Annotated in this window: 18 protein-coding genes and 1 tRNA gene; 9 read left to right on the plus strand and 10 right to left on the minus strand. The window is 61.6% G+C overall.

Translation table 11 applies throughout. The features are described from left to right. Positions 1–46: 46 nt before the first annotated feature. The 7 genes from tig to ppk2 form a co-directional block, all read right to left on the minus strand. Entirely contained in the window at positions 47–1,597 is a 1,551-nt protein-coding gene (gene tig, locus ACOOFN_RS00665; RefSeq protein ID WP_420432646.1) for a trigger factor, read from the minus strand. Positions 1,598–1,744: 147 nt separating this feature from the next. Next, positions 1,745–1,996: a hypothetical protein gene (locus tag ACOOFN_RS00670; protein ID WP_420432648.1), complete on the minus strand. Its 252-nt coding sequence runs from the start codon at positions 1,994–1,996 to the stop codon at positions 1,745–1,747. A 14-nt stretch (positions 1,997–2,010) separates the two neighbouring features. After that, positions 2,011–2,313 carry a hypothetical protein gene (locus tag ACOOFN_RS00675; RefSeq protein WP_420432650.1) on the minus strand — a complete coding sequence of 101 codons (303 nt, stop codon included), beginning with the start codon at positions 2,311–2,313 and terminating at the stop codon, positions 2,011–2,013. A gap of 4 nt (positions 2,314–2,317) precedes the next feature. Next, positions 2,318–2,644, minus strand: a complete 327-nt coding sequence (locus ACOOFN_RS00680; protein ID WP_420432652.1) for a hypothetical protein — start codon at positions 2,642–2,644, stop codon at positions 2,318–2,320. Between the two features lie 64 nt (positions 2,645–2,708). Continuing rightward, complete coding sequence (locus tag ACOOFN_RS00685) at positions 2,709–2,885, minus strand: hypothetical protein (protein ID WP_420432654.1); 177 nt, start codon at positions 2,883–2,885, stop codon at positions 2,709–2,711. Between the two features lie 448 nt (positions 2,886–3,333). After that, a tRNA-Leu gene (locus ACOOFN_RS00690) sits at positions 3,334–3,418 on the minus strand. A gap of 58 nt (positions 3,419–3,476) precedes the next feature. Continuing rightward, positions 3,477–4,232, minus strand: a complete 756-nt coding sequence (gene ppk2, locus ACOOFN_RS00695; protein ID WP_420432656.1) for a polyphosphate kinase 2 — start codon at positions 4,230–4,232, stop codon at positions 3,477–3,479. A gap of 77 nt (positions 4,233–4,309) precedes the next feature. Here ppk2 and ACOOFN_RS00700 point away from each other — a divergent pair, with 77 nt between their 5' ends. Further along, on the plus strand, positions 4,310–4,906 hold the full coding sequence (locus ACOOFN_RS00700; protein WP_420432658.1) for a methyltransferase domain-containing protein: 597 nt from the start codon (positions 4,310–4,312) through the stop codon (positions 4,904–4,906). Here the strand turns inward: ACOOFN_RS00700 and ACOOFN_RS00705 are convergent. The 3 genes from ACOOFN_RS00705 to ACOOFN_RS00715 form a co-directional block, all read right to left on the minus strand. Next, positions 4,887–6,335 (minus strand): MATE family efflux transporter, encoded by a 1,449-nt coding sequence (locus tag ACOOFN_RS00705; RefSeq protein WP_420432660.1) that lies wholly within the window; start codon positions 6,333–6,335, stop codon positions 4,887–4,889. The genes ACOOFN_RS00700 and ACOOFN_RS00705 overlap by 20 nt on opposite strands. A 121-nt stretch (positions 6,336–6,456) precedes the next feature. Next, positions 6,457–8,736, minus strand: a complete 2,280-nt coding sequence (locus ACOOFN_RS00710) for an NADP-dependent malic enzyme (protein WP_420432662.1) — start codon at positions 8,734–8,736, stop codon at positions 6,457–6,459. 28 nt (positions 8,737–8,764) lie between these two features. Continuing rightward, positions 8,765–10,300 (minus strand): NAD(P)H-hydrate dehydratase, encoded by a 1,536-nt coding sequence (locus tag ACOOFN_RS00715; protein WP_420432663.1) that lies wholly within the window; start codon positions 10,298–10,300, stop codon positions 8,765–8,767. A gap of 97 nt (positions 10,301–10,397) precedes the next feature. Between ACOOFN_RS00715 and ACOOFN_RS00720 the strand changes: the two genes are divergently transcribed. The 8 genes from ACOOFN_RS00720 to ACOOFN_RS00755 all read left to right on the plus strand — a co-directional run bounded on the left by ACOOFN_RS00720 (position 10,398) and on the right by ACOOFN_RS00755 (position 22,538). Then, complete coding sequence (locus tag ACOOFN_RS00720) at positions 10,398–10,736, plus strand: P-II family nitrogen regulator (RefSeq protein WP_420432665.1); 339 nt, start codon at positions 10,398–10,400, stop codon at positions 10,734–10,736. 53 nt (positions 10,737–10,789) lie between these two features. Next, a complete protein-coding gene (glnA, locus tag ACOOFN_RS00725; RefSeq protein ID WP_420432667.1) occupies positions 10,790–12,193 on the plus strand; it encodes a type I glutamate--ammonia ligase in 1,404 nt (467 codons plus the stop codon). A 157-nt stretch (positions 12,194–12,350) separates the two neighbouring features. Continuing rightward, the gene (locus tag ACOOFN_RS00730) at positions 12,351–15,557 is read left to right on the plus strand and encodes an autotransporter domain-containing protein (RefSeq protein ID WP_420432669.1); all 3,207 of its coding nucleotides are present in this window, start codon (positions 12,351–12,353) and stop codon (positions 15,555–15,557) included. Between the two features lie 38 nt (positions 15,558–15,595). Then, positions 15,596–16,204: a hypothetical protein gene (locus ACOOFN_RS00735; protein WP_420432671.1), complete on the plus strand. Its 609-nt coding sequence runs from the start codon at positions 15,596–15,598 to the stop codon at positions 16,202–16,204. 37 nt (positions 16,205–16,241) lie between these two features. Continuing rightward, entirely contained in the window at positions 16,242–18,275 is a 2,034-nt protein-coding gene (gene parE, locus ACOOFN_RS00740; protein WP_420432673.1) for a DNA topoisomerase IV subunit B, read from the plus strand. A gap of 66 nt (positions 18,276–18,341) precedes the next feature. Beyond that, positions 18,342–19,763, plus strand: a complete 1,422-nt coding sequence (locus tag ACOOFN_RS00745; RefSeq protein WP_420432675.1) for an amidohydrolase — start codon at positions 18,342–18,344, stop codon at positions 19,761–19,763. Continuing rightward, positions 19,763–21,031: an amidohydrolase family protein gene (locus tag ACOOFN_RS00750; protein WP_420432677.1), complete on the plus strand. Its 1,269-nt coding sequence runs from the start codon at positions 19,763–19,765 to the stop codon at positions 21,029–21,031. The genes ACOOFN_RS00745 and ACOOFN_RS00750 overlap by 1 nt, the downstream gene beginning before the upstream one ends. A gap of 115 nt (positions 21,032–21,146) precedes the next feature. After that, the gene (locus ACOOFN_RS00755) at positions 21,147–22,538 is read left to right on the plus strand and encodes a DEAD/DEAH box helicase (protein ID WP_420432679.1); all 1,392 of its coding nucleotides are present in this window, start codon (positions 21,147–21,149) and stop codon (positions 22,536–22,538) included. The last annotated feature ends 142 nt before the right edge of the window (positions 22,539–22,680 follow it).

The following is a 22,680-nucleotide window of genomic DNA, read 5'->3' on the forward strand; positions in this document are numbered from 1 at the left end:
GCGCAAGGCGGGGCGTCTACTGGATGACAGCTTTGCGTGTTTCGAGTCAGCTTTTCTTGGCAGCCGCCTTCTTTGCAGGCGCTTTTTTCGCAGCCGGTTTCTTGGCAGCGGCTTTCTTGGCCGGCGCCTTCTTGGCGGCGGGCTTTTTTGCGTCAGACTTGGCAGCGGCTTTCTTGGCCGGGGCTTTTTTGGCTGACGCTTTCTTGGCCGGAGCCTTCTTGGTAGCCTTCTTCGCCGGCTTCTTGGCGCCGGAGAGAATGTCGTCCTCTTCCGAGAACAGCGCCTCGCGGCTCACCGGCACATCTTCGACGGTCGCCAGCTCAAGCACGTAATCGACGACCTTCTCTTCGTAGAGCGGGGCGCGGATCTGGGCGACGGCATTCGGATTCTTCTGGTAGAATTCGACGACCTGCTGTTCCTGACCGGGATAGCGCTGGGCTTCCTGGTTGATGGCGCGCGCGAGTTCTTCCTGCGTTACCTCGACATTGGAGCCTTGGCCGATCTTCGCCAGCACCAGGCCAAGACGTACGCGGCGTTCTGCAATCGCGCGGTATTCTGCCTTCAGCTCGTCCTCGGACTTGTCCTTGTCCTCGTCGTCGAGATGCCCGTGTTCCAAGGCATGGCTGACTTCGCGCCAGATATTCTCGAATTCCTGATCGACCATGGTCGGCGGCAGATCGAATTTCTGACCGTCGTCGAGTGCGTCCAGCAAGGCCCGCTTGGCGCGCATGCGCGACTGGCCAGCATGCTCACGTTCAAAACGCTGTTTCAGCGCGTCCTTGAGCTGGTCGAGGCTCTCGAGCCCGAGGCGCTTTGCCAGTTCGTCGTCAATCTTTGACTCGGCCGGGGCCTCGATGGCCTTCACCTTGGTTTCGAACACGGCTTCCTTGCCGGCCAGGTGCTGGGCCTGGTATTCTTCCGGGAAGGTTACCTTGAGCTCGATCTCGTCGCCCTTCTTGACGCCCTTGAGCTGTTCCTCGAAGCCCGGAATGAAGGCGCCATCGCCGATCACCACACGCGCATCTTCTGCGGAACCACCTTCGAATGCCTCGCCGTCGATCTTGCCGACGAAATCAACCACGACCGCATCGCCGTCCTCGGCCTTGGCGGTCTTGCCCTTCTTCGCTTCGAAGGCGCGGCTTTCCTTGGCGAGCTCGGCGAGCGCATCGTCGATCTGCTGGTCTTCGATATCCGCCACCGGGCGCTGGATCTTGAGGTCCTTGGGCTCCGGCGGGGTGAATGCCGGCATCACGTCAACGCGAATCTCGAAAGCGAAATCGGCGCCGCCGATCAGCTCTTTCGGCTCGCTCTTGAGCTCGATCTGCGGCTGGGAAGCCGGCTCCATCGAGCGCTCCCTGAGCGCCGAATCGATGGATTGCGGCAGCAATTCGTCGTTCAGCAGATCGCCGAGAATGGATTCGCCAAACACCTTGCGGATGTGGTTCGCCGGGACTTTACCGGGGCGGAAGCCCTTGAGGCGAACCTGCGGGCGGATTTCTTCGATTTTGGCGTCGAGGCGAGCCTGCAGATCCTTGGAGGGGATCACGACTTCCAGCGTGCGGCTCAAGCCTTCGGCGGCTTTTTCATTGACTTGCATTATGTCAGTCCTGGCATGATTGATCGATGCGCCGAGCAATGCGACTCCGCGCCGTGAAGCCGCGGGTTATGTCACGGCGCCCTGCCCTATGCAACGGGCGTGAGCGGGAAGCAATGCAGTGAGGCTCGATCGCCTGCCAGGATTACGTCATTCGGGCTCGTGCAAGCGCCACACCCATTCGCGGACGAGCTCCCAGTCGCCGTCGGCATTGCGGCTATAGAGGTTCATGCTGCGGCTCGCCCGGTCGATGATCGCACCCTGATGACGCGTGAAGCTGACACTTCCGTCGGACGCATACGCCAGCATCTCCACAGTCTCGATATCGCCAGGGCCGAGTGGCTCCGTGCGAACGTCCTGATCACCCTGTGAAAAGGTACCATCCCAATCAACCTGCTGCATCACCACACGTTGGGTCACCGGGTTGAAAAACGCATAAAGCGAATGGTAACGAGCCACGCGTCCGTCAGCATAGATCCGGTGACTTCGCCGATCAGATGTTGGTCATTGGCGCCCCACGCCCAGTTCACGCCAAAGAATTCGGGCCGGTTATCATTGCCCGGCTCGTGATCCGGGTTCGGGGCACGCCATTGCGCACTGCCTTCCAGCATGTGCGCCATATGAATGGCGAGCGCACTGCGATCATCGTGCTGGGCATGGGCCGGGGCCGCTGCCGCAATGACCATTGCCACGGCGAAAACCTTCAGAATGCGGTTCATATTCTTACTCCTGATCATTTAGGGGATGGATACGGCGATAGGTCGTCGTGCTGCTGAGCACTTGTTCGCCGCCCTGGCCGCGGTCGGTGATGCGGAAAAAATCCCGCATGACGATGCGGCCGCCCGCATAGTCGACATGGCCGTCGAAAACGATCGTCGTGTCGTCGACCCAGGCGGTATTGCTGGCGGAACTCGGGCAAGATGACGAAGCCGTGCAGGCCTTTTCCGGGGCCGTTGCCGTGTGCGAAATCGACGCGGCCATTGAGCGCCTCGATCCGGCGTTCGACAGGCTGCGCGGCGACGCCGTATTCGTCGAGGCTGTTTCGGCCATGGGTCTCGGGGCGTCCCGGCAGGGTCCGTGACAGGCCATTCGATCACTTCGATGCGTGCGGTGACTAGTTGTGTTCCGCGTCTTCGCCTTCCGCGCTGCCGGATTCCTGGTAAAGCGAGTTCCGGCTCTCGAGATCAAACCAGCCCTCGCCGCGTGCATAGGCCAGCGCGAAGGTCACCGTCAGAGCAACAGCAATGACAGCAAGAACCAGGGCGATCCCCGTATAAATCGCATCGCGCATACCAATAGGGCCCCTACCCGATCGACACGTTTGATAACCGCGTTCAATTCGCGAACGTCGTTCGCATGGAAATGAGAAGGGGTTTCTAACCCGAAAATTGTATGGGATCGAACCGGATTCTGGAGATTCGCCTCTTCGTGGCCAATTCCCGCTGAAGTGTGACACAAGGGACACCCCTGCGTTCGCCGGCCTTCGGGACGCTTTCGTCGCGACAGGCTTCGTTCTCATCACAGACTGGCTAGCCGGCCGAAGCTCGCGCCGACACAATGCCGGATTGCATCCGCTCATGCACCAGACTTGAGACCGTTTCATGCGAGCACGACCCGCAAAGGCAACGGCGCCGCCTGCCGCCCGGACCGAGCGCAGCGGAAACAATGAAGGCGCTATATTCACCGAATCAACTTGATCCACCGGATCAAATTTTCTGCCGCGGCAGACCGACTTGGAATGGTGCGGATGAGAGGACTCGAACCTCCACGTCGTAAGACACTGGAACCTAAATCCAGCGCGTCTACCAGTTCCGCCACATCCGCATGTGCACCGGTGCCGCTTCATAAGGGGAAGTCGCGCCGGGGCGCAACAGTCTTCGGCCTAGGATGCCAGGAAGCTTTGATCCGCTTCGCTGCCCGACCAATGGCGCAACATGTCGGGATCGCGGTCCGGCACAGCATGAGTGTAGCCGCCGCAATCGATCGAGCGCAGGATATCCCAGATTACGGCGAGTCGAAGTTCGCGCTTGTTGTCGGCGCGAACCACCCGCCAGGTCTGTTGATCGCCCGTGGCGGCGAGCATGCGGTTGCGAGCGACGGAATAATCATCCCACTTTTCCAGGGCGACGGCATCGATCGGGCTGATTTTCCAGGTCTTCAACGGGTTCTGGCGACGATCCTCGAGGCGGGCCGCCTGCTCCGACTTTGTAACATCGAGATAGTATTTGAGGAGGATCAACCCGTCATCGACGACAATTTGCTCGAATGGACCGACATCGGCGAGGAAGGCCTCGTACTGACGGTCCGTGCAGTAGCCCATCACCTTTTCGACGCCCGCGCGGTTGTACCAGGACCTGTTGAACAGCGCGATCTCGGAATTTGCCGGAAGGTGCTCGACATAGCGCTGAAAATACCAAGACGAACGATCACGCTCCGTCGGCTTTCCAAGCGCCACCACACGGGTCTCGCGCGGGCTTTGATGAGCCACGATCCGCTTGATCGTTCCGTCCTTGCCCGAGGCGTCGCGCCCTTCGAAAATGACCAGCAGCCGCTTGTATTCCGCGATCACATGGCGCTGGAGGTCGACCAGATCAATCTGGGCCTTGAGCAAGGCGTCCTTGTAGGCTTTGCGTTTCATGAGCTGCGATCCCCCGTTGAGCTGCCAATCTAGCCGCTGCTAGCTGCGCGTCCACCGCAGGCCGCGAGGAAGCCGCCATGACCGACCGTTCGCCCATGGACTGGGAGCAGCGCTTCCGCGACGAGACCACGCCATGGGAGCGGCCGGGCCTGCACCCGGCCTTCAAGGCCTGGCGGGACGCCGGCGATTTCGACAGCGTCGACAGGATTATCGTTCCCGGCTGCGGCCGGGCCCCGGAGCTGAAAGCCTTTGCCGCGTTGGACAAGTCGGCGATCGGCGCGGACCTTTCTGCGACGGCGCTGGCCTGCCAGCAGCAACAGCTGGACGCCGCGGATCTGACCGCCGACCTGATCGAGGCGGACATCCTGCTCTGGCGGCCGGACACACCGCTGGACGGCGTCTACGAACAGACCTTTCTGTGCGCGATTCCGCCGAAGCTGCGCGAGGAGTACGAAGCGGCTGTTCACGCCTGGCTGAAACCGGGCGGCAAGCTGTTCGCACTCTTCATGCAGAAAGCGGAAATGGGCGGACCGCCCTATGGCTGTTCGATCCCGGCGATGCGCGAACTCTTCCCCGTCGAGCGCTGGGACTGGCCGGAGGGTGACTACACGCCCTACCCGCACCCTTCACTGAACGGGAAACCGGAGCTGGCTGTCATTCTGACGCGTCGGTGACGGGCTCAGCGTCTGCCGGCGCGGCCTGTTTGCGCTTGCGGCGCCTGCTGGCCTCCATCGGGCCGCGGAACAGTACCCAGTACGCCGTTCCGGCACCGGAAAGGATATTGGCCAGGGCGATCCCCGCGATCACACCGACGGGCGCTGACATGACGATGCCGCCAATCACCGCGAAGACAGCCATCATGATGGCGCGGCTGGACGTGATCATCACCCCAAAACTCGGCCGACCGAGCCCGTTGAAACCGGCGCTGGCGGCCATCGAGATGCCGTAGCCGGCAATGGTCAGCGTCACGAGACCCCAATAGGTGCGCGCGACTTCCTGGCCCATTTCACTGGGCAGGAAGGCCGGCGCCAGCCAGCGTGACAGCAAGAGAATGATCACCGCCATGGCCAGCGACCAGACGAGGCAGAACAGGAAGCTCTTGGCGAAGGCTTCGCGCACACGGGCGGTGATGCCGGCGCCGCCGTTCTGGCCGGTGACCGGACCGATCGAGGCCGATAGCGCAAACAGCGGCACGATGGCGAACGCTTCGAGGCGCGCAGCCACGCCGACACCGCCCACAGCGGCATCGCCGAACTGCGCCATGCCAAGCCCGCCCATGACGATGGTGAGGGCAAAGGGATTGAAAGTGTTCGAGGCTGCGGCCGGCAGGCCGACGCGGCCGATCTCGCCCCAATTGTGAAGCAATTCGTCAAACCCGTGCCAGGTAAAATCGATCAGTTTCTCGCGGAAAACAAGATAGCTGCCGATCATCAGAAACGTCACGGCATTGGCGGCAACGGTAGCAAGCGCTGCTCCCGAGACACCCCAGCCAAGGGCCGCCATGCTCCAGTCAATTCCGGCCCATCCGAGCGAGATTTCGTCGAGGATGAAGATCGGGTCGAGGATCATGTTCACCACCGCAGCGGCGATCATCATCATCGAGGGCAGGACGGCATTTCCGAGGGCGCGCAGGATGTTGCTGGCGACCATCGGACCGACGATCAGAACGATACCGCCGAACCACACCGTCATGTAGTCGATGACGTGCGGGATCATGGTATCCGACGCGCCGATCAGCCGGAACAGCGGTTCGACGAAGATGACGCCGAGAATGGAAACCAGTCCGACGGCGAGGATTGAAAGCGAGAGCGCGTCCGTGGCGGTGCGGCGCACGATGGTGTCGTCTTTCTCGCCTGCAGCGCGGGAGACCACCGACACGGCCCCCGCACCGAGCCCGATCGAAATGCTCATCACCAGCATGGTGACGGGAAATGAGAGCTGCACGGCGGCCTGCTGGCTGGTACCGAGCGTACCGACCCAATAGGTATCGATGACCCCGGTCAGCATCATGGCGACGATGCCGAAACTCATGGGAATAATCATGCGGAGAATGTGACCGAAGACAGGCCCTTCGGTCATGTCCCGGGATGCGCGTCCAGCCATTCAATGCCCCTCAACAATCCCCGCGGATATACGGGCGTTTGCCCGTGATTGCACGTCACGAAAAGCTGATGGCTGATATGCGTTTGTGTGATGAGGGGTGAGCTGAGGTCGCGTTCTTTCCCTACAGCGCTGCCCTCGACGGATCATACGCCGCCAGGCCAGCCAGATTGACGATGTCGGAGACACGGGCCCCGAGCCGCGCCACCTGAACCGAGCATTCCAGGCCCACCAGGATCGGACCGATCACGGTGGCGGCACCCGCCGCCTTCAGGAGGCGCGTGGCGATCGAGGCCGAATGCACGGCGGGCATGACCAGCACGTTCGCCGGCTCCGTCAGGCGCGAGAACGGGTAGAGATCGTGATGGTCCGGATCGAGCGCGACATCGGCCGCCATTTCGCCTTCATATTCGAAATCCACGTCGCGTTGATCGAGCAGTTTCACCGCGCCGGACATTTTCTCTGTGCGCTCGCCCGGCGGGTTGCCGAAGGAGGAATAGGACAGGAAGGCAACGCGCGGCGTCAGACCGAATCGGCGTGCTGTCGCGGCCATCTCCACGGCAATGTCGGCGAGTTCCTCGGAGGACGGGAATTCCGTCTCGAGCACGTCACCGATCAGCAGGTTGCGGCCACGTGAAATCGCGGCATTGATGCCGACAATGCGCCCCCCCGGCACCGGGTCGAGCACCAGACGGATATCGTCCATCACCATGTTGGTATGCCGGGTGACGCCGGTCACCATGCCGTCGGCCTGCCCCATCTTCACCATGCAGGCAGAGAAGACATTGCGGTTGGTGTTCACCAGGCGCTGTACATCGCGTTTCAGGAATCCCTTGCGCTGCAGGCGCTTGTAGAGGAATTGCGCGTAATCATAATTGTGATCCGACAATCGCGCATTGCAGATCTCGAGCGCATCGTCCGGTACGCCAACCTCTCGCATATTGGCCTTGGCGATTTCCTCGCGGGCGACGAGGATTGCCTTGCCCAGCCCCTGCGACTGAAAGGCGTGCGCGGCGCGGATCACGCTAGGCGCCTCGCCTTCTGCAAAGACAATGGTTTTCGGTTCGGCGCGGATCGCCGCCGAAACGCGCTGCTGCAATCCGGCAGTCGGATCGGCGCGGCGCGCCAGCGACTGGCGGTATTCGTCGTCGGCGCGCGCCTCGATACGGGCGACGCCGGAATCCACCGCCGCGCGCGCCACGCAAGGCGGGATATGCGAGATCAGGCGGGGATCGAAAGGCGTGGGGATGATGTAGTCCGGACCAAATTGCATGCGGCCTTTCTTGTAAGCGGCTGCAACCTCGTCAGGGACATCCTCTCGTGCCAGCGCCGCGAGCGCCTGCGCACAAGCTATCTTCATCTCTTCATTGATGGTGCGCGCACGCACATCGAGTGCCCCGCGGAAGATATAGGGAAAGCCGAGGACATTATTGACCTGGTTGGGGAAATCCGAGCGGCCGGTGGCAATGATCGCATCCTTGCGTACGTCCTTGACCACTTCCGGGCGGATTTCCGGTTCCGGATTGGCCATGGCGAAAATTATCGGCTTCTTGGCCATCGACTTGACCATGGCCGGCGTGACAACACCTGCTGCTGAGAGGCCGATCAGGCAGTCGGCGCCTTTCACGACGTCTTCCAGTGTGCGGAGTCTGGTTTTCACGGCCTGGCTCGCGAGCCGCGGATGCAGCCCTTCCCGGCCGTCGTAAACAACACCGTCAATATCGACGACGATCGTCTTGTCCTTGTCGACGCCCATCGATTGCAGAAGCTCGATCACAGACAGGCCCGCCGCGCCGGCGCCGACGAGCACGACATTGAGGTCCTTCAGCTTCTTGCCCGAGAGTTCGCAAGCGTTGATCAGGCCAGCCGCAGCGATGATGGCCGTGCCGTGCTGGTCGTCGTGAAAAACCGGCACATCGAGCCGTTCGCGCAGGCGGCGCTCGATATCAAAGCATTCCGGGCTGCGAATATCTTCCAGATTGATGCCGCCGAAGCTGTTGCCGAATCCGGCCACGCATTCCACGAATTGATCGGGGTCAGTGTAGTCGACCTCGATGTCGAAGGCATCGATATCGGCAAAGCGCTTGAACAGCACAGCTTTGCCTTCCATCACCGGCTTCGACGCCATGGCGCCCAGATTGCCGAGGCCGAGAATGGCAGTTCCGTTGGACACGACGGCAACCATGTTGCCCTTGGAGGTGTAATCGTAGGCGGTGTCGGGATCGGCCGCAATTTCCTTCACCGGCACGGCGACACCCGGCGAATAGGCGAGCGATAGATCGCGCTGCGTGCTCATCGGCTTGGTCGGCTGCAGTGCCAGCTTACCGGGGGTCGGCTTGCTGTGAAAATCCAGCGCTTCGCGGTCGAAGGCGGACAGATCGGAGCGTTTCGAAGTGTCGGGCATGACTCGTCCCTGAAGCGAATTACGGTCTTTATGCGCTGTTCGCGCCCGCGTTTAAAGCGCGGCGTGCGGCGATAGTCTTCATCCGGCGACGCAGGTCCAAAAACACAGCTGGAAGGATGGCCGGAAGGTCCTCGGCGACAAGTCCGTCGCCCAGCCGCAGCCCGGCTTCTCCGTGCAGCCAGACGGCCATCGAGGCCGCTTCGAAGCCGCCATGCCCCTGCGCCAAAAGTCCCCCGATCAGGCCGGCCAGCACGTCACCCGTGCCTGCCGTCGCGAGCGAAGGTGCAGCGCGGACGTTTACGCGAACAGCGCCATCAGGCCCTGCAATCACCGTGTCGGCGCCTTTCAAGACAATCGTGCAGCCGGCCCGTTCGGCAGCGCGCCGGCCGCGGTCGATCTTGGACAGGACCTCATCGCACGCGAGGTCCGGGAACAGGCGCGCGAACTCGCCGTCATGCGGTGTCAGCACATCATCGGCGCGCAAATGGTCGAACAGATGGTCGGCCTGCTCCGAGAAACTGGTCAGGGCGTCGGCATCCAGGACCATGGCAGCTTCACGAGCAGACGCCGCAATGACGCGGTCACGGGTTGCGGATCCGACGCCATTGCCGGGCCCGATGACGACCGCAGTGGCGCGTCGATCATCGAGCGCAGCAAGCAATCCCTCATCGTCATCAAAGCGGTGCAACATGACCGCAGTCTCATGCATGGCATTGACCTGCATTGCTGCCGGCGGGCTCAACAGCGTGACAAGGCCGGCGCCTGATCGCAGCCCGGCTCCGGCGGCAAGACGTGCCGCGCCGGTCGCTGACGGACCGCCGGAGACGACACAAAGCCGGCCCTTGCCGTGCTTGTGCACGGTCGGCGACACGTCGAATGGCTGGCGCAACCAGGCGGTTGGCGCGTTCAAATTGCCGATCGGTGGCGCATCGCTTTCCCAGCCGTCCGGAATGCCGATGTCGGCCAGCACGATCTCGCCACACATCGCGCGCCCCGGCTGCAACAGGTGGGCGGGCTTGAGACGATGAAATGTGACAGTCAGATCCGCCTTGAATGCAGTATCGAGCGGGCGTCCGAGATCACCATGAATGCCGGATGGAATATCGACCGCAATGACCGGCCTGCCCGCTTCCGCCAACGCGGTGGCCAGCAAGCGCGGTGACCCCTCGAGCGGACGGCTCAACCCGGCGCCGAAAAGCGCGTCGACAAACAGGTCGAATTGCCCAGCATCAATATCGTCCAGGCGCCGGACCCTGCCCGTCCATCGGGCGCACATTTCAGCGGCATCGCTTTTGTAGTGATCGGTCGCGCCAAGTGTCGCGATCTCGATGGGCCAACCCTTTGCCGCGAGGTGCCTGGCCACCACAAAGCCATCCCCGCCATTGTTTCCCGGACCGCAAAGAATGAGCGTGGCTCGCGGATTCCAGCGGCGTTCAATCGCATCGGCAACCGCCCTTCCGGCAGCTTCCATGAGGGCGACTCCGTCCACGCCGTTCGCGACTGCGAAAGCATCTGCGGCCCGATGGCCGTCTACAGAGAGAATTTTGTTAGCCAGGGGCTGCATATTTGATCCGACTCTGTTTATGCTGCACTTGCGTAATCCGCGATCGGTGTTGAATGTCGCTCGCGTTGATATAACTCGTCAAACGCGAGCGGGGGTCATGAAAAAGATCGAAGCCGTCATAAAGCCGTTCAAGCTCGACGATGTACGCGACGCGCTGCAGGATATCGGCGTCCAGGGCATGACCATTACCGAAGCCAAGGGGTTTGGCCGCCAGAAGGGCCATTCGGAACTCTACCGTGGCGCGGAATATGTCATCGACTTCCTGCCGAAGGTCAAACTCGAGATCGTGGCTCCTGAAGCGCGTGTCGAAGCCATCATAGAAGCCATTCAGTCTGCCGCCCGCACCGGCCGGATCGGTGATGGCAAGATCTTTGTTTCCCCGATTGATCAGGCGATCCGCATCCGGACCGGCGAAGCCGACGAAAATGCCCTTTAAGGTCCGCCCCCACCGCATCTTCCCGTAAATCCCAGAAAGGGAGCCTTCCCGCGATGTCAAACGACATTCTCAAGAAAATCAAAGACGAAGATATCGAGTTCGTCGATCTGCGCTTCACCGACCCGCGCGGAAAACTGCAGCATGTCACCTTCGATGTGTCGATGGTTGACGACGATTTCTTCGAAGACGGCGTGATGTTTGACGGATCCTCGATCAATGGCTGGAAGGCGATCAACGAGTCCGACATGACAATGATGCCGGATGCCAGCGATGCGACCGTCGACCCTTTCTTCCAGAACAAGACGCTGTCGATGTTCTGCGACATTCTCGAGCCGGGCACAGGCGCTGCCTACAATCGCGACCCGCGTACGACGGCCAAGAAGGCTGAAGCCTATCTGAAATCGTCGGGCATCGGCGACACCGTCTATGTGGGTCCGGAAGCGGAATTCTTCGTGTTTGACGATATTCGCTGGTCCACCGACCAACAGAATACCGGCTATGCCATCGATTCCGAGGAAGGCCCGTATAATTCCGGTCGCCAGATGGATGGCGGCAATATGGGTCACCGGCCCGGACCCAAGGGCGGCTATTTCCCGGTTCCACCCATCGATTCCGGGCAGGACATGCGGTCCGAGATGCTGGCGGTGATGACCGAGCTGGGCCTGGAACCCGAAAAACACCACCACGAGGTCGCACCGTCGCAGCACGAGCTGGGCATGAAATTCTCGACGCTGACGACGATGGCCGACCGCATGCAGCTCTACAAATACATCGTGCACAATGTCGCGCATGCCTATGGCCGCACCGCGACCTTCATGCCGAAACCGGTGTGGAACGATAATGGCACCGGCATGCACGTTCACCAGTCGATCTGGAAAGACGGCAATCCGCTGTTCGCCGGCGACAAGTATGCCGACCTGTCCGAGACCTGCCTCCACTATATCGGCGGCATCATCAAACATGCCCGCGCGATCAATGCCTTCGCCAATCCGACGACCAACAGCTACAAGCGCCTGGTGCCCGGTTTCGAAGCCCCGGTCCTGCTGGCGTATTCGGCCCGCAACCGTTCGGCGTCGATCCGGATTCCGTATTCGACCTCACCGAAAGGCAAGCGCATCGAGACCCGCTTCCCGGATCCGGCCGGCAACCCCTACCTCACCTTTGCGGCTCTGATGATGGCCGGCATTGATGGCATCGAGAACCAGATCCATCCCGGCGATGCGATGGACAAGGACCTCTACGACTTGCCGCCCGAGGAGTTGAAGGACATCCCGACCGTCTGCCGGTCGCTGCGCGAAGCGCTGGAATCGCTCGACGGCGACCGCGATTTCCTGAAGAAGGGCAATGTCATGGATGACGACCAGATCGATTCCTACATCGATCTCAAAATGGAGGAAGTGCTGCGCTACGAGATGCACCCCCACCCGGTCGAATTCGACATGTATTACAAGGTCTAGGCCCTTTCCGATGCACACAGGACGGCTGGAGCCCCCAAGGCTCCGGCCGTTTTGCCTGGAGCAACGGTCATGGGTGGTCGACGCCGCGCTCTGTGTCGGCTAAACCTTCCCGCCAGTGTGCCCATACACGCCCGTGAGTTACCAGTTGAGAGTCGCCATGCGGAACCGCTTCCTGATTTCGACCGCCTTTTGTGCCGCGTTTCTGTCCGCCCCTGCCCTGGCGCAGATCGAGGTAACGGATACGCGCACGACCGGCATCCGGACCTCGACGATCGACGATGGTCAGCCCGGCAGCCTGCTCATCACCACGAGCGGCCGCGTGTCGATCACGACAGCGGACGGCAGCACCGGGCCGGCCGTGACGGTCGACAGCGACGACGAATTCACAAACGAGGGCACGGTCGAGGACACGACCGGCAATGACGATGTCGTTGCGGTCATGGTCAATGGCGGCACCACCTCGACCGTGACCAATACAGGCCTGATTGAAGTTTCCGGGACAACACTGGGAACCGACACGGACGGTGACGGCGACAATGACGGCCCGTTCACCACCGGCGAGAACAGGGTCGGTATCCTGGTAGGCGGAAGCGGCACCTTTACCGGCACGATCACTAATGGCGTCGACGGTTTCATAGATGTCGCCGGCAACAATTCCGCCGGCATCCGTACCATCGTGCTTGTCGACGGCTCGATCACGAATTCCGGTGTGATCAGCATTCTCGGCGATAATTCCTACGGTATTGATATCCAGAACGGCCTGACCGGCGACCTGACTGTCGGCGGCCGGATCCTCGGCACCGGAGAGAACAGTTCGGCCGTACGGGTCGGCAGCAATATCGACGGCATTTTCCTGCTGACCGGCGATCTGCAGACCACGGGCTTCCGCTACACGGCGACACCCGCCACCAGCGACGAGTTCAAGATCGATGACGATGACACGCTGCTGTCCAGTTCGACCGTCCAGGTTGGCGGTTCGCTTGGCCGAGGCATGTTCATCACCGGGGCGGACTTCAACGGTGGTGGCCTGGGCTCACAAATCATTTCGCGATCGACGGCGCCTGCCGTCTGGATCGCGCCATCGCTCGGCACGGGCGAAAACATCGTATTGGGCAATGTCTTCATTCCGGCCGATCCGGTTGATACCAACAGCACGGAAACCAGCTTCAATTTCGGCTTTGTGAATGACGGGCTGATCTCGGGCCAGTCGATCCTGCGTGAATTCGACGCGCTTGCGCTTCGTATCGAGGGCTCGATGGTTGGCGGCCAGTTGCGCACGACCACGTTAAACGGCGGCCTATACAATTCGGGCACTATTCTCGCGCAGGCACGCGAAGCCGAAGCCATCGCCATCATTCTCGGAAACGGTGCGATCGTTCCGCTGCTTGAAAATGCCGGCACGATTTCCGCGATAACAATCGGTGATAGCTCCAACAGCGTGGGCATCTACATCCAGGCCGGTGCCAATGTCCCGATCCTGCGCAATACCGATTTCATCAATGTCACGACCAATGGGCTGAACAGCTCGACAGGCATCATCGACGAATCGAACACGCTTGCACTGATCGAGAATAGCGGCGTCATCTTCGCGACCATCAGCGGCGGTTCGACCACTTTCCCGACGGATTACGCCAGCGAGACGTCGTCCGGCGCCGAAAGCGGTTCCGTCAACCGCACGGCGATCGACGTTTCGGCGTCGACCATTGATGTGACCTACCGCCAGACGCCGCCGGGCGAGGATTCCAACAACAGCGCCAGCGTTGTGCGCGGCGACATCCGCTTCGGGTCCGGCAATGACACTGCCGACATCCAGGGCGGTTTCATCGATGGCGACATCTATTTCGGCGATGGCGCCGATACGCTGACCGTTTCCGGCGGGGGGGCGATTATCGGATCGCTCCATGACAGTGACGGGCAGCTCGCCATCACGGTCAATGATGGCCAGCTGGAACTGCGCAATGATGAAGCTGTTCAGCTCACCGAAGCCACTTTCAACGACGGATCGCGGCTGATCTTCGAAGTCGGCCGCCTCGACGCAGATTCCCGGTTCATCAATGCGAGCGGCACGGTCACGTTCAATGAGGGCGCGACCATCACCGCCTCTCTCGACGGCCTGATCGGGGAAGGCGCGGAATTCATCGTGCTGACGGCGAATGATCTGGTGATAAATTCCGCCATTGAATCGCTGCAGGACACGGATGCGCCCTATCTCTACGACACGCAGATCGTGCGCGATCCGGGCAACAATAATCAGCTGGTCCTTACGCTGAGGCGGAAGACGTCCGAACAACTCGGCATGCACGAGAACCGCGCCGCCGCCTATGAAGCCGCCTTCACGGCCTGGACGGAGAACGATGATCTCGGCAATGCGTTCGCTTCGCTGAACAATTCCGCCGACTTCTTCGAGGCCTATGACCAATTGCTGCCGGAGTACGCGGCCAGCGCCATCCAGTTTGCGGTGGCCAGCAATGACAGCGCGATCGGCGCCCTTTCGAACCGGCTCGATGCTGCGCGGCGCAGCCCGGACAATACGGGCGGAATCTGGCTTCAGGAGTTCGGCTATTTCGCGGACCGCGAACAATCGTCATTCGGGCCGGGCTATCGCGGCCAGGGCGTGGGCCTGGCCGGCGGTATCGACCGCCCGTTCGGTCCGCTCTATGCGCTCGGCATCAACTTCGTGGGGGCCGCCAGCGATATCGAGGAATCGAACGGCGTCGATGAGCCGATGACCGCGCTGACCGCCCAGGTCGGTGTCTATGGCGGCGCCGATTTCGGCGGCGTCCTGTCGGGTGAATTCTATCTCGGCGGCGGGGTCGACAGCTTCGAGACCGAACGCCGGGTGCTGATTGGCGCTTTCGACCGGACCTCGACAGCGGAATGGACCGGCTATCATTATGCCGGTGCCGCCCGCCTTTCGCGCGATTTCGAGATGGGCCGCTGGTATCTGCGTCCTTCCGTTTCGGTCGACTATCTGCGCCTGTTCGAAAGCGCGTTCTCTGAATCCGGCGGCGGCCAGGGCATCGACCTGATCATCGACGACCGCGAAAGCTCGACCTTCTCGTCGACGGCCAGCCTGACAGCGGGCGCCCGTTTCGGCACAAATGCCAGCTGGTGGTCACCGCAAGTGCGTCTCGGCTACCGCAATGATTTCGGCAGCGAGGATGCGATCACGACGGCACGGTTCTCGGGATACCAGAACGAATTCTCTTTCCGTTCGGAGAATCTGCCTGGAAGCGGAATCATTCTTGGTCTCGCGCTTCAGGCCGGTTCCAACTATTCGACCTTCTCGCTCGACTATGACGCGGACATGCGCGACGGCTTCATCCGCCACACCGCACGGCTCGTCGTCCGCCTGGTGTTCTAGGAAACCCGTAATTAACCGGAATCCCGCAATGAGAGGGCATGTCTATCCGGCATGCCCTTTTTGCTGTCCTTGCCGCCGGGCTGGCCGCTGCTTGCGGTCATGCGCCACCCGAGCAGACGCATGACGCCTGCCTGATCCTCGAGGACAACCGCGCCTGGTGGCGCGACCTCCGGCGCAGCGAGGAGCGCTGGGGCATCTCGCCGGGCATTCAGCTCGCCATCCTGAAGCGCGAATCATCCTTTGATGCCAATGCTCGTCCGGCACGCCGGCGTCTGCTCGGCTTCATTCCCGGACGGCGCCCCTCCTCTGCCTATGGCTATGCGCAAGCGCTCGATTCGACCTGGGACTGGTATCGCGAGGACACGGGTCGGCGGTGGGCCGATCGCGACGATTTCGGAGACGCTACCGACTTCATCGGCTGGTATAGTCACAAGAGCGGCGAGCTCTCGAATATTGCGCCGACGGATGCGCGCTCCCTCTATCTTGCCTATCATCAGGGACATACGGGATATAATCGCGGAACCTATCGTGGCATTGCCTGGCTCAACCGGGCCGCAGGCCAGGTGGCGACCGATGCCGAGCGCTATGATCGCCAGATCAGCCAGTGCAGACGGCGGCTGGATCGCCGCTTTTTAGGCGTGTTCTGAACTCCCCAACACGGCCCGACTCGGGCAATATCCCCGGATGAGCGCAAAACCCGACCAGGACGATCTGTTTTCGTCCCCTGCCCCAACCCCCAAGCCGGGGGCTGAAACCGGTTCCACCGGCGGAAGCGGCTATGACGCCGCCTCGATCGAGGTGCTTGAAGGACTGGAGGCGGTACGCCGCCGCCCGGGCATGTATATCGGCGGTACGGACGAGCGCGCATTGCATCATCTGTTTGCCGAGGTGCTCGACAATTCCATGGACGAAGTCGTCGCCGGCTGGGCGGATCGGATCGATGTGCGCCTGGATGCCGACGGTTTCGTAACCGTCTCCGACAATGGCCGCGGCATTCCCACCGGTCCGCATCCCAAGTTCAAGGACAAGTCTGCACTGGAGGTGGTGTTCACGACGCTGCATGCGGGCGGCAAGTTCTCGGACAAGTCCTACAAGACGGCCGGTGGCCTGCACGGCGTGGGTGCCGCTGTTGTCAACGCGCTTTCCGAACGCCTGGAAGTCGAGGTCGCGCGCGAAAAAACGCTGTGGCGGCAAGTCTTTGAGCGCGGCCTGCCGGTAGGCCGGCTGGAAAAAGTCGGAGCGGCCCCAAACCGACGCGGCACGACCGTCCGGTTCCGGCCGGACGAGGAAATTTTCCGCGGCCGCGCGCAATTGAAACCGGCGCGTCTCTTCGCAATGGCGAAATCAAAAGCCTTTCTGCGCCGCGGCGTCGAGATTCGCTGGACCTGCGATCCGTCACTGGTCGAGGGCAGCGACACGCCCGACCAGGCTGTCCTGAATTTCCCCGGCGGCCTGTCCGACCGGCTGGCCGAGATCATCGGTACCCGGAGCCAGGTCACGCAAACCCAGTTCGCCGGACGGCTCGAGAAAGACGAGGGTCACGGCGCGGTTGAATGGGCCGTCAGCTGGTCGCTGGTTGGTTTCGGCGATGCCGACGGTTTCGTCGATTCTTTCTGCAACACCGTACCGACACCGCAGGGCGGCAGCCACGAACAGGGATTGCGCAATGCGCTGACCAAAGGGCTGCGTGCCTATGCCGAGCTGGCGGGCGTCAAGAAAGGCAATCTGATAACGCCGGAAGACGTGATGGGCGGTGCCGGCGCTCTGGTCTCGGTGTTCATCCACGATCCGGAATTCCAGGGGCAGACCAAGGACCGGCTGGCGACGCCGGAAGCGACCCGCATTGTCGAGGGCTCGGTTCGCGACCGCTTCGACCACTGGCTAGGCGGATCGCCGAAGGAAGCCGACGTCCTGTTGCAATGGGTAATCGAGCGCGCCGAGGACCGGATGCGCCGTCGCAAGGAGAAACAGGTCAAGCGGCAGACCGCGTCGCGGCGATTGCGGCTTCCGGGAAAGCTTGCGGACTGTTCGCGGGCGGGGTCCGACGATACCGAACTTTTCCTGGTCGAGGGCGATTCCGCCGGCGGATCCGCCAAACAGGCACGCAACCGGGAAACCCAGGCGATCCTGCCACTGCGCGGCAAGATCCTGAACGTCGCTTCTGCGACCGCCGACAAGATGGCCGCCAATCAGGAAATCAGCGACCTGTTGCTCGCTCTCGGCGTCCAGACAGGCGCGAAGTTCAATCCAGACGATCTGCGCTATGAGCGCGTCATCATCATGACCGATGCCGATGTCGACGGTGCGCATATCGCGGCACTCCTGATCACCTTCTTCTACAAGGCCATGCCGCGCCTGATCGAGGCCGGCCGGCTCTATCTTGCACAACCGCCGCTCTACCGGCTGACGCAAGGCTCGAAGACCGTTTATGCCCGGGACGACGCGCATCGGGAGGAATTGCTCAAATCGGAGTTCAAGACCGGCAGCAAGGTCGATGTTGGTCGCTTCAAGGGTCTCGGCGAGATGACGCCGCCGCAGCTCAAGTCGACAACGATGAATCCAGCCGTCCGACAGCTGGCACGGGTGACGTTTGATGCCGCAGCCCGGCCGTCCTTCGAAGCGCTGGTCGAAACCCTGATGGGCAAGAAAGCCGAGTTGCGGTTCCAGTATATCCAGGATCATGCGCCGCAATTCGGCAAAGCGTCGCTCGACGTTTGACGTCCTACCCTCTAGCGGATTGAATACCGCCATTCGTATCCACGCGGATTCATGGGGTTGTACAACATGTCATTGGACTTGAAAGGCTGGGCCGCCTTGCTGGCTGCCGGCTTGCTGACCGCCTGTTCGGGCGGCGAGACCAGCGAAGACGGAGCCGAAACCACCGCCGCGAATGGCGATGGCGAAGCGTTGGAGATCAATCTCGATCCCTATTCGTCGACCTATTCGCCCTTGCCGAGCGAAACGACGCTGCTGACCGGCGCCACGATTTTCGACGGCGTTGGTGGCGAGATCGAAAATGGTGACGTGCTGATCGAGAATGGCCGCATCGCTGCCATCGGCCAGGGGCTGGAGGCGCCAGAAGGTGCCGTCATCGTTGATGCGTCAGGCCGCTACATTACGCCTGGCGTCATCGATATACATTCTCATCTGGGCGATTATCCGACGCCCTATGTGGATGCGCATTCCGACGGCAATGAGCTGACGCAGCCGAATACCGCCGAAGTCTGGGCCGAGCATTCGGTGTGGCCGCAGGATCCCGGTTTTGCCCGGGCGCTGGCAGGCGGCGTGACCACGCTGCACGTGCTGCCCGGCTCGGGCAATCTGTTCGGCGGGCGCGGAATCACGCTGCGCAATGTACCTTCGCGCACCGTGCAAGGCATGAAATTTCCCGACGCGCCCTACACTCTGAAAATGGCTTGCGGCGAAAACCCGTCACGCGTTTATGGCGGCCGCGGATCATCACCAGCGACCGACATGGGTAACATGGCCGGCTATCGCGCCAACTGGGCGCGCGCGGTGGATTATCGCGACAGCTGGGCGGACTATCAGGACGATCCGGATGCGAATTCGGCTCCGACGCGCGATCTTGAACTCGACACGCTGATGGGCGTTCTGGAAGGCGAAATCCTGGTCCAGATGCATTGCTACCGGGCCGACCAGATGGCGCAAATCATCGATTTGAGCCAGGAGTTCGGTTACCAGGTGACAACCTTCCATCACGCCGTCGAGGCCTACAAGATTCCCGACCTGCTCGCCGACGCCGAAATTTGCGCTGCGGTCTGGGCCGATTGGGGCGGGTTCAAGATGGAAGCCTATGACACGATCCGCGAAAATCTTGCCCTGGTGCATGCCAATGGCGGTTGCGCGATGATCCATTCTGACGACGCGCAAGGCATTCAGCGTCTCAACCAGGAGGTCGCCAAGGCGCTGGCCGACGGCCGCCGCATGGGGCTGGAGATCAGCGATGCCGAAGCGGTCGCCTGGTTTACCTCGAACCCGGCCCGCGGGCTGGGCATTCTTGACGAAACCGGTTCGCTCGAAGAGGGCAAGCGCGCGGACATCGTGATCTGGTCGGCGCATCCGTTCTCGACCTATGCACAGGCCGATCAGGTCTATATCGACGGCGCCCTGCTCTACGATCGCGCGACCGGGCAACAACCGGTCAGCGATTTCGAACTCGGCCAGATCGGTGAGGGAGACGACTGATGAAACATCTTGTCACGCTCATTGCCGGCAGCCTGATGCTGGCCGGCACCGCCCTCGCCCAGGACCTTGCGGTCATCAATGGCCGGGTCATCACCAACACTGCCCAGGGCCAGATCGAATCCGGCGGCGTGCTGATCCGTGACGGTCTTATCGTCGAGGTCGGCGCGAACATCTCCGTACCTGACGGTGCGACAACCATCGATGCCGAGGGCGGCTGGATCACTCCGGGCATTTTCGCAGCCTATTCCCAGCTTGGCCTCATCGAAGTCGCACTCGAGGATTCGTCCAATGATGCAGCCGCGGCCGAAAGCGATTTCTCGGCGGCGCTCGATGTGGCTGACAGCTACAATCCGAATGGCAGCTATCTCGCGACAACCCGGTTGGAGGGAATCACGCGGTTTGCCGTCTTCCCGTCGACCGGCCAGAATTTGTTCGCTGGTCAGGGTGCGCTCGGACACACGGGCGGTGGCATGGATTCGCTGTTTGCCACGCAAAGCTTCGTGTTCGCGGACTTGAGCCAGTCCGGCGCTGCAGCGGCCGGGGGATCCCGCGCGGCGGCCTGGGCGTTCCTCGAAGCGGCTTTCGGAGACGCCCGCGCCTACCCCGGCCGCTTTGCCGGCAGTGACGGTGATGCGCTCAACCGGTACGACGCAGCGGCGCTGGTCGATGTGGTCCGCGGACGAATGCCGCTCATTCTCGAGATCGATCGGGCCAGCGATATCCGCCGCGCCATCCGTTTCGCCGCAGAGAACGCCCCGGTGCAGATCGTGATTTATGGCGCTGCAGAAGCCTGGATGGTCGCCGACGAGCTCGCCGCAGCGAGGATCCCGGTACTGATGGACCCGATCGGCAATCTGCCGGTGTCATTTGATGCCCTGGGCACCACATTGGAGTCGGCAGCACGGCTCAATTATGCCGGCGTGACCGTCGCGTATACGACACAAACAGCAGACGGTTATTTCAATGCCAGGCTGTTGCCACAACATGCCGGCAATGCGGTGACGAATGGTGTGCCCTGGGATGCCGCATTTCGCGCCATTACCTTGACGCCAGCGGAAATCTACGGCGTTGGCGATCAGTACGGTGCCTTGACCGCCGGTTTTGCCGCCGATGTGGTTGTCTGGGACGGCGACCCGCTCGAGGTCATGTCGGCACCCACGCATGTGATCGTGGACGGCCAACTGACCGATCTGGAATCCCGCCAGACTCGGTTGCGCGATCGCTATGCTGACATAGAGGACACAATGCCGTTCGGATATCGCCACTAGGCGTGTGTCGTAATTGACAGGGCGGATGCCGTTCGTATGGTGCCGCAAAGTTTGAGACGGTCGCGTTTTGAGGGAAACGCGACCGTTGTCCTGTCAGGTCGAAAGCGCCCTTTGTATGACAACATTTGCCGACCTCGGTCTTGGCCAGAAACTCCTCGATGCACTCGATACCGCCGGTTACAAGGAACCGACGCCTATTCAGGCTGGTTCCATTCCACCGGCACTGAGCGGCCGCGACGTTCTCGGCATTGCCCAGACCGGGACCGGCAAGACGGCGGCCTTCACCCTGCCGCTGATCGAGAAGCTGTCCAAGGGCCGTGCCAAGGCACGCATGCCGCGCTCGCTGATTCTGTCGCCGACGCGTGAACTCGCGGCGCAGATCGCCGAGAATTTCGACAATTACGCCAAGAACACGAAGCTCACGAAAGTGTTGCTGATCGGCGGCGTTGCGTTCGGACCGCAAGAGGATATCCTTAATCGCGGCGCCGACGTGGTGATCGCCACGCCGGGACGTCTGCTCGATCAGTTCGAGCGTGGCAAGGTCCTGCTCAATGGCGTCCAGGTGCTGGTGATCGACGAAGCCGACCGCATGCTCGACATGGGGTTCATTCCCGACATTGAGCGTATCCTCAAGACGCTGCCGGCAAAGCGGCAAACGCTGTTCTTCTCGGCGACGATGCCGCCGGAAATCCAGTCTCTGGTGGATCGCTTCATGAGCGACCCGGAACGGATCGAGGTTTCGCGCCCAGCCTCGACAGCGACAACAATCAAGCAATTGCTTGTACGGGCCAGCGACAAGACGCCAAAATCGAAGCGCGAAATGCTTCGCAAGGCCATTGATCGTGATGGGGTGAAGAACGGGATCATTTTCTGCAATCGCAAGCGCGATGTCGACATCGTCGCGCGGTCACTGGCCAAGCACGGCCTGTCGGCGGCCCCCATTCATGGCGATCTTGACCAGTCGGTCCGCACCAAGACGCTCGACGCCTTCAAGAGCGGCGAGTTGCGTTTCCTGGTCGCGAGCGATGTCGCCGCGCGTGGCCTGGACATTCCGGCCGTCAGCCACGTCTTCAACTATGACATTCCGCACAATTCGGAAGACTATGTGCACCGAATCGGGCGGACTGGCCGGGCGGGCCTGGAAGGCGAAGCGGTCAGCATTTTCGCGCCGGGTGACGAAAAGAATCTTGCCGCCGTCGAGAAAATGATCGGCAACAAGATTGAAGCCGTCGATTTCAAAACCGGCAACAAGCCAGCGGAGCCCCGGCCGGCAAAGACTGAGACGCGCGAGCCAAAGCCGGCCAAGGGCGCACCCAGAAAGTCGAACGCGGCGAAAGCGGAAGTCGAGACGCCGCCTTCCGCCAAGCCCGAGACGGTCGAAAAGGCTCCGCGGAATAAGCCCCCGGCAAAGGCGTCCGGCCGCAATGATCGTCGAAACCCTCGTAGTGATGGCGGATCGGTGACAGGTTTCGGTGACGATGTGCCTGACTTTTTCAAGCTTAGCTGATCGCTTTTTCGCGATCGTTTACCGCTTCTTTTCCTTTGCAGGCGACGTTTTGGACTAAGTCGAATCGCCGTTGCGATCGAGTGGTAGTTGAAGGGGTTGGCCGTGAACGGACGCTTGCAGGGGCCTGAGGGTCGCACTCTCG

The organism is Hyphobacterium sp. (genome assembly GCF_965217055.1).
Taxonomy (GTDB): domain Bacteria; phylum Pseudomonadota; class Alphaproteobacteria; order Caulobacterales; family Maricaulaceae; genus Hyphobacterium.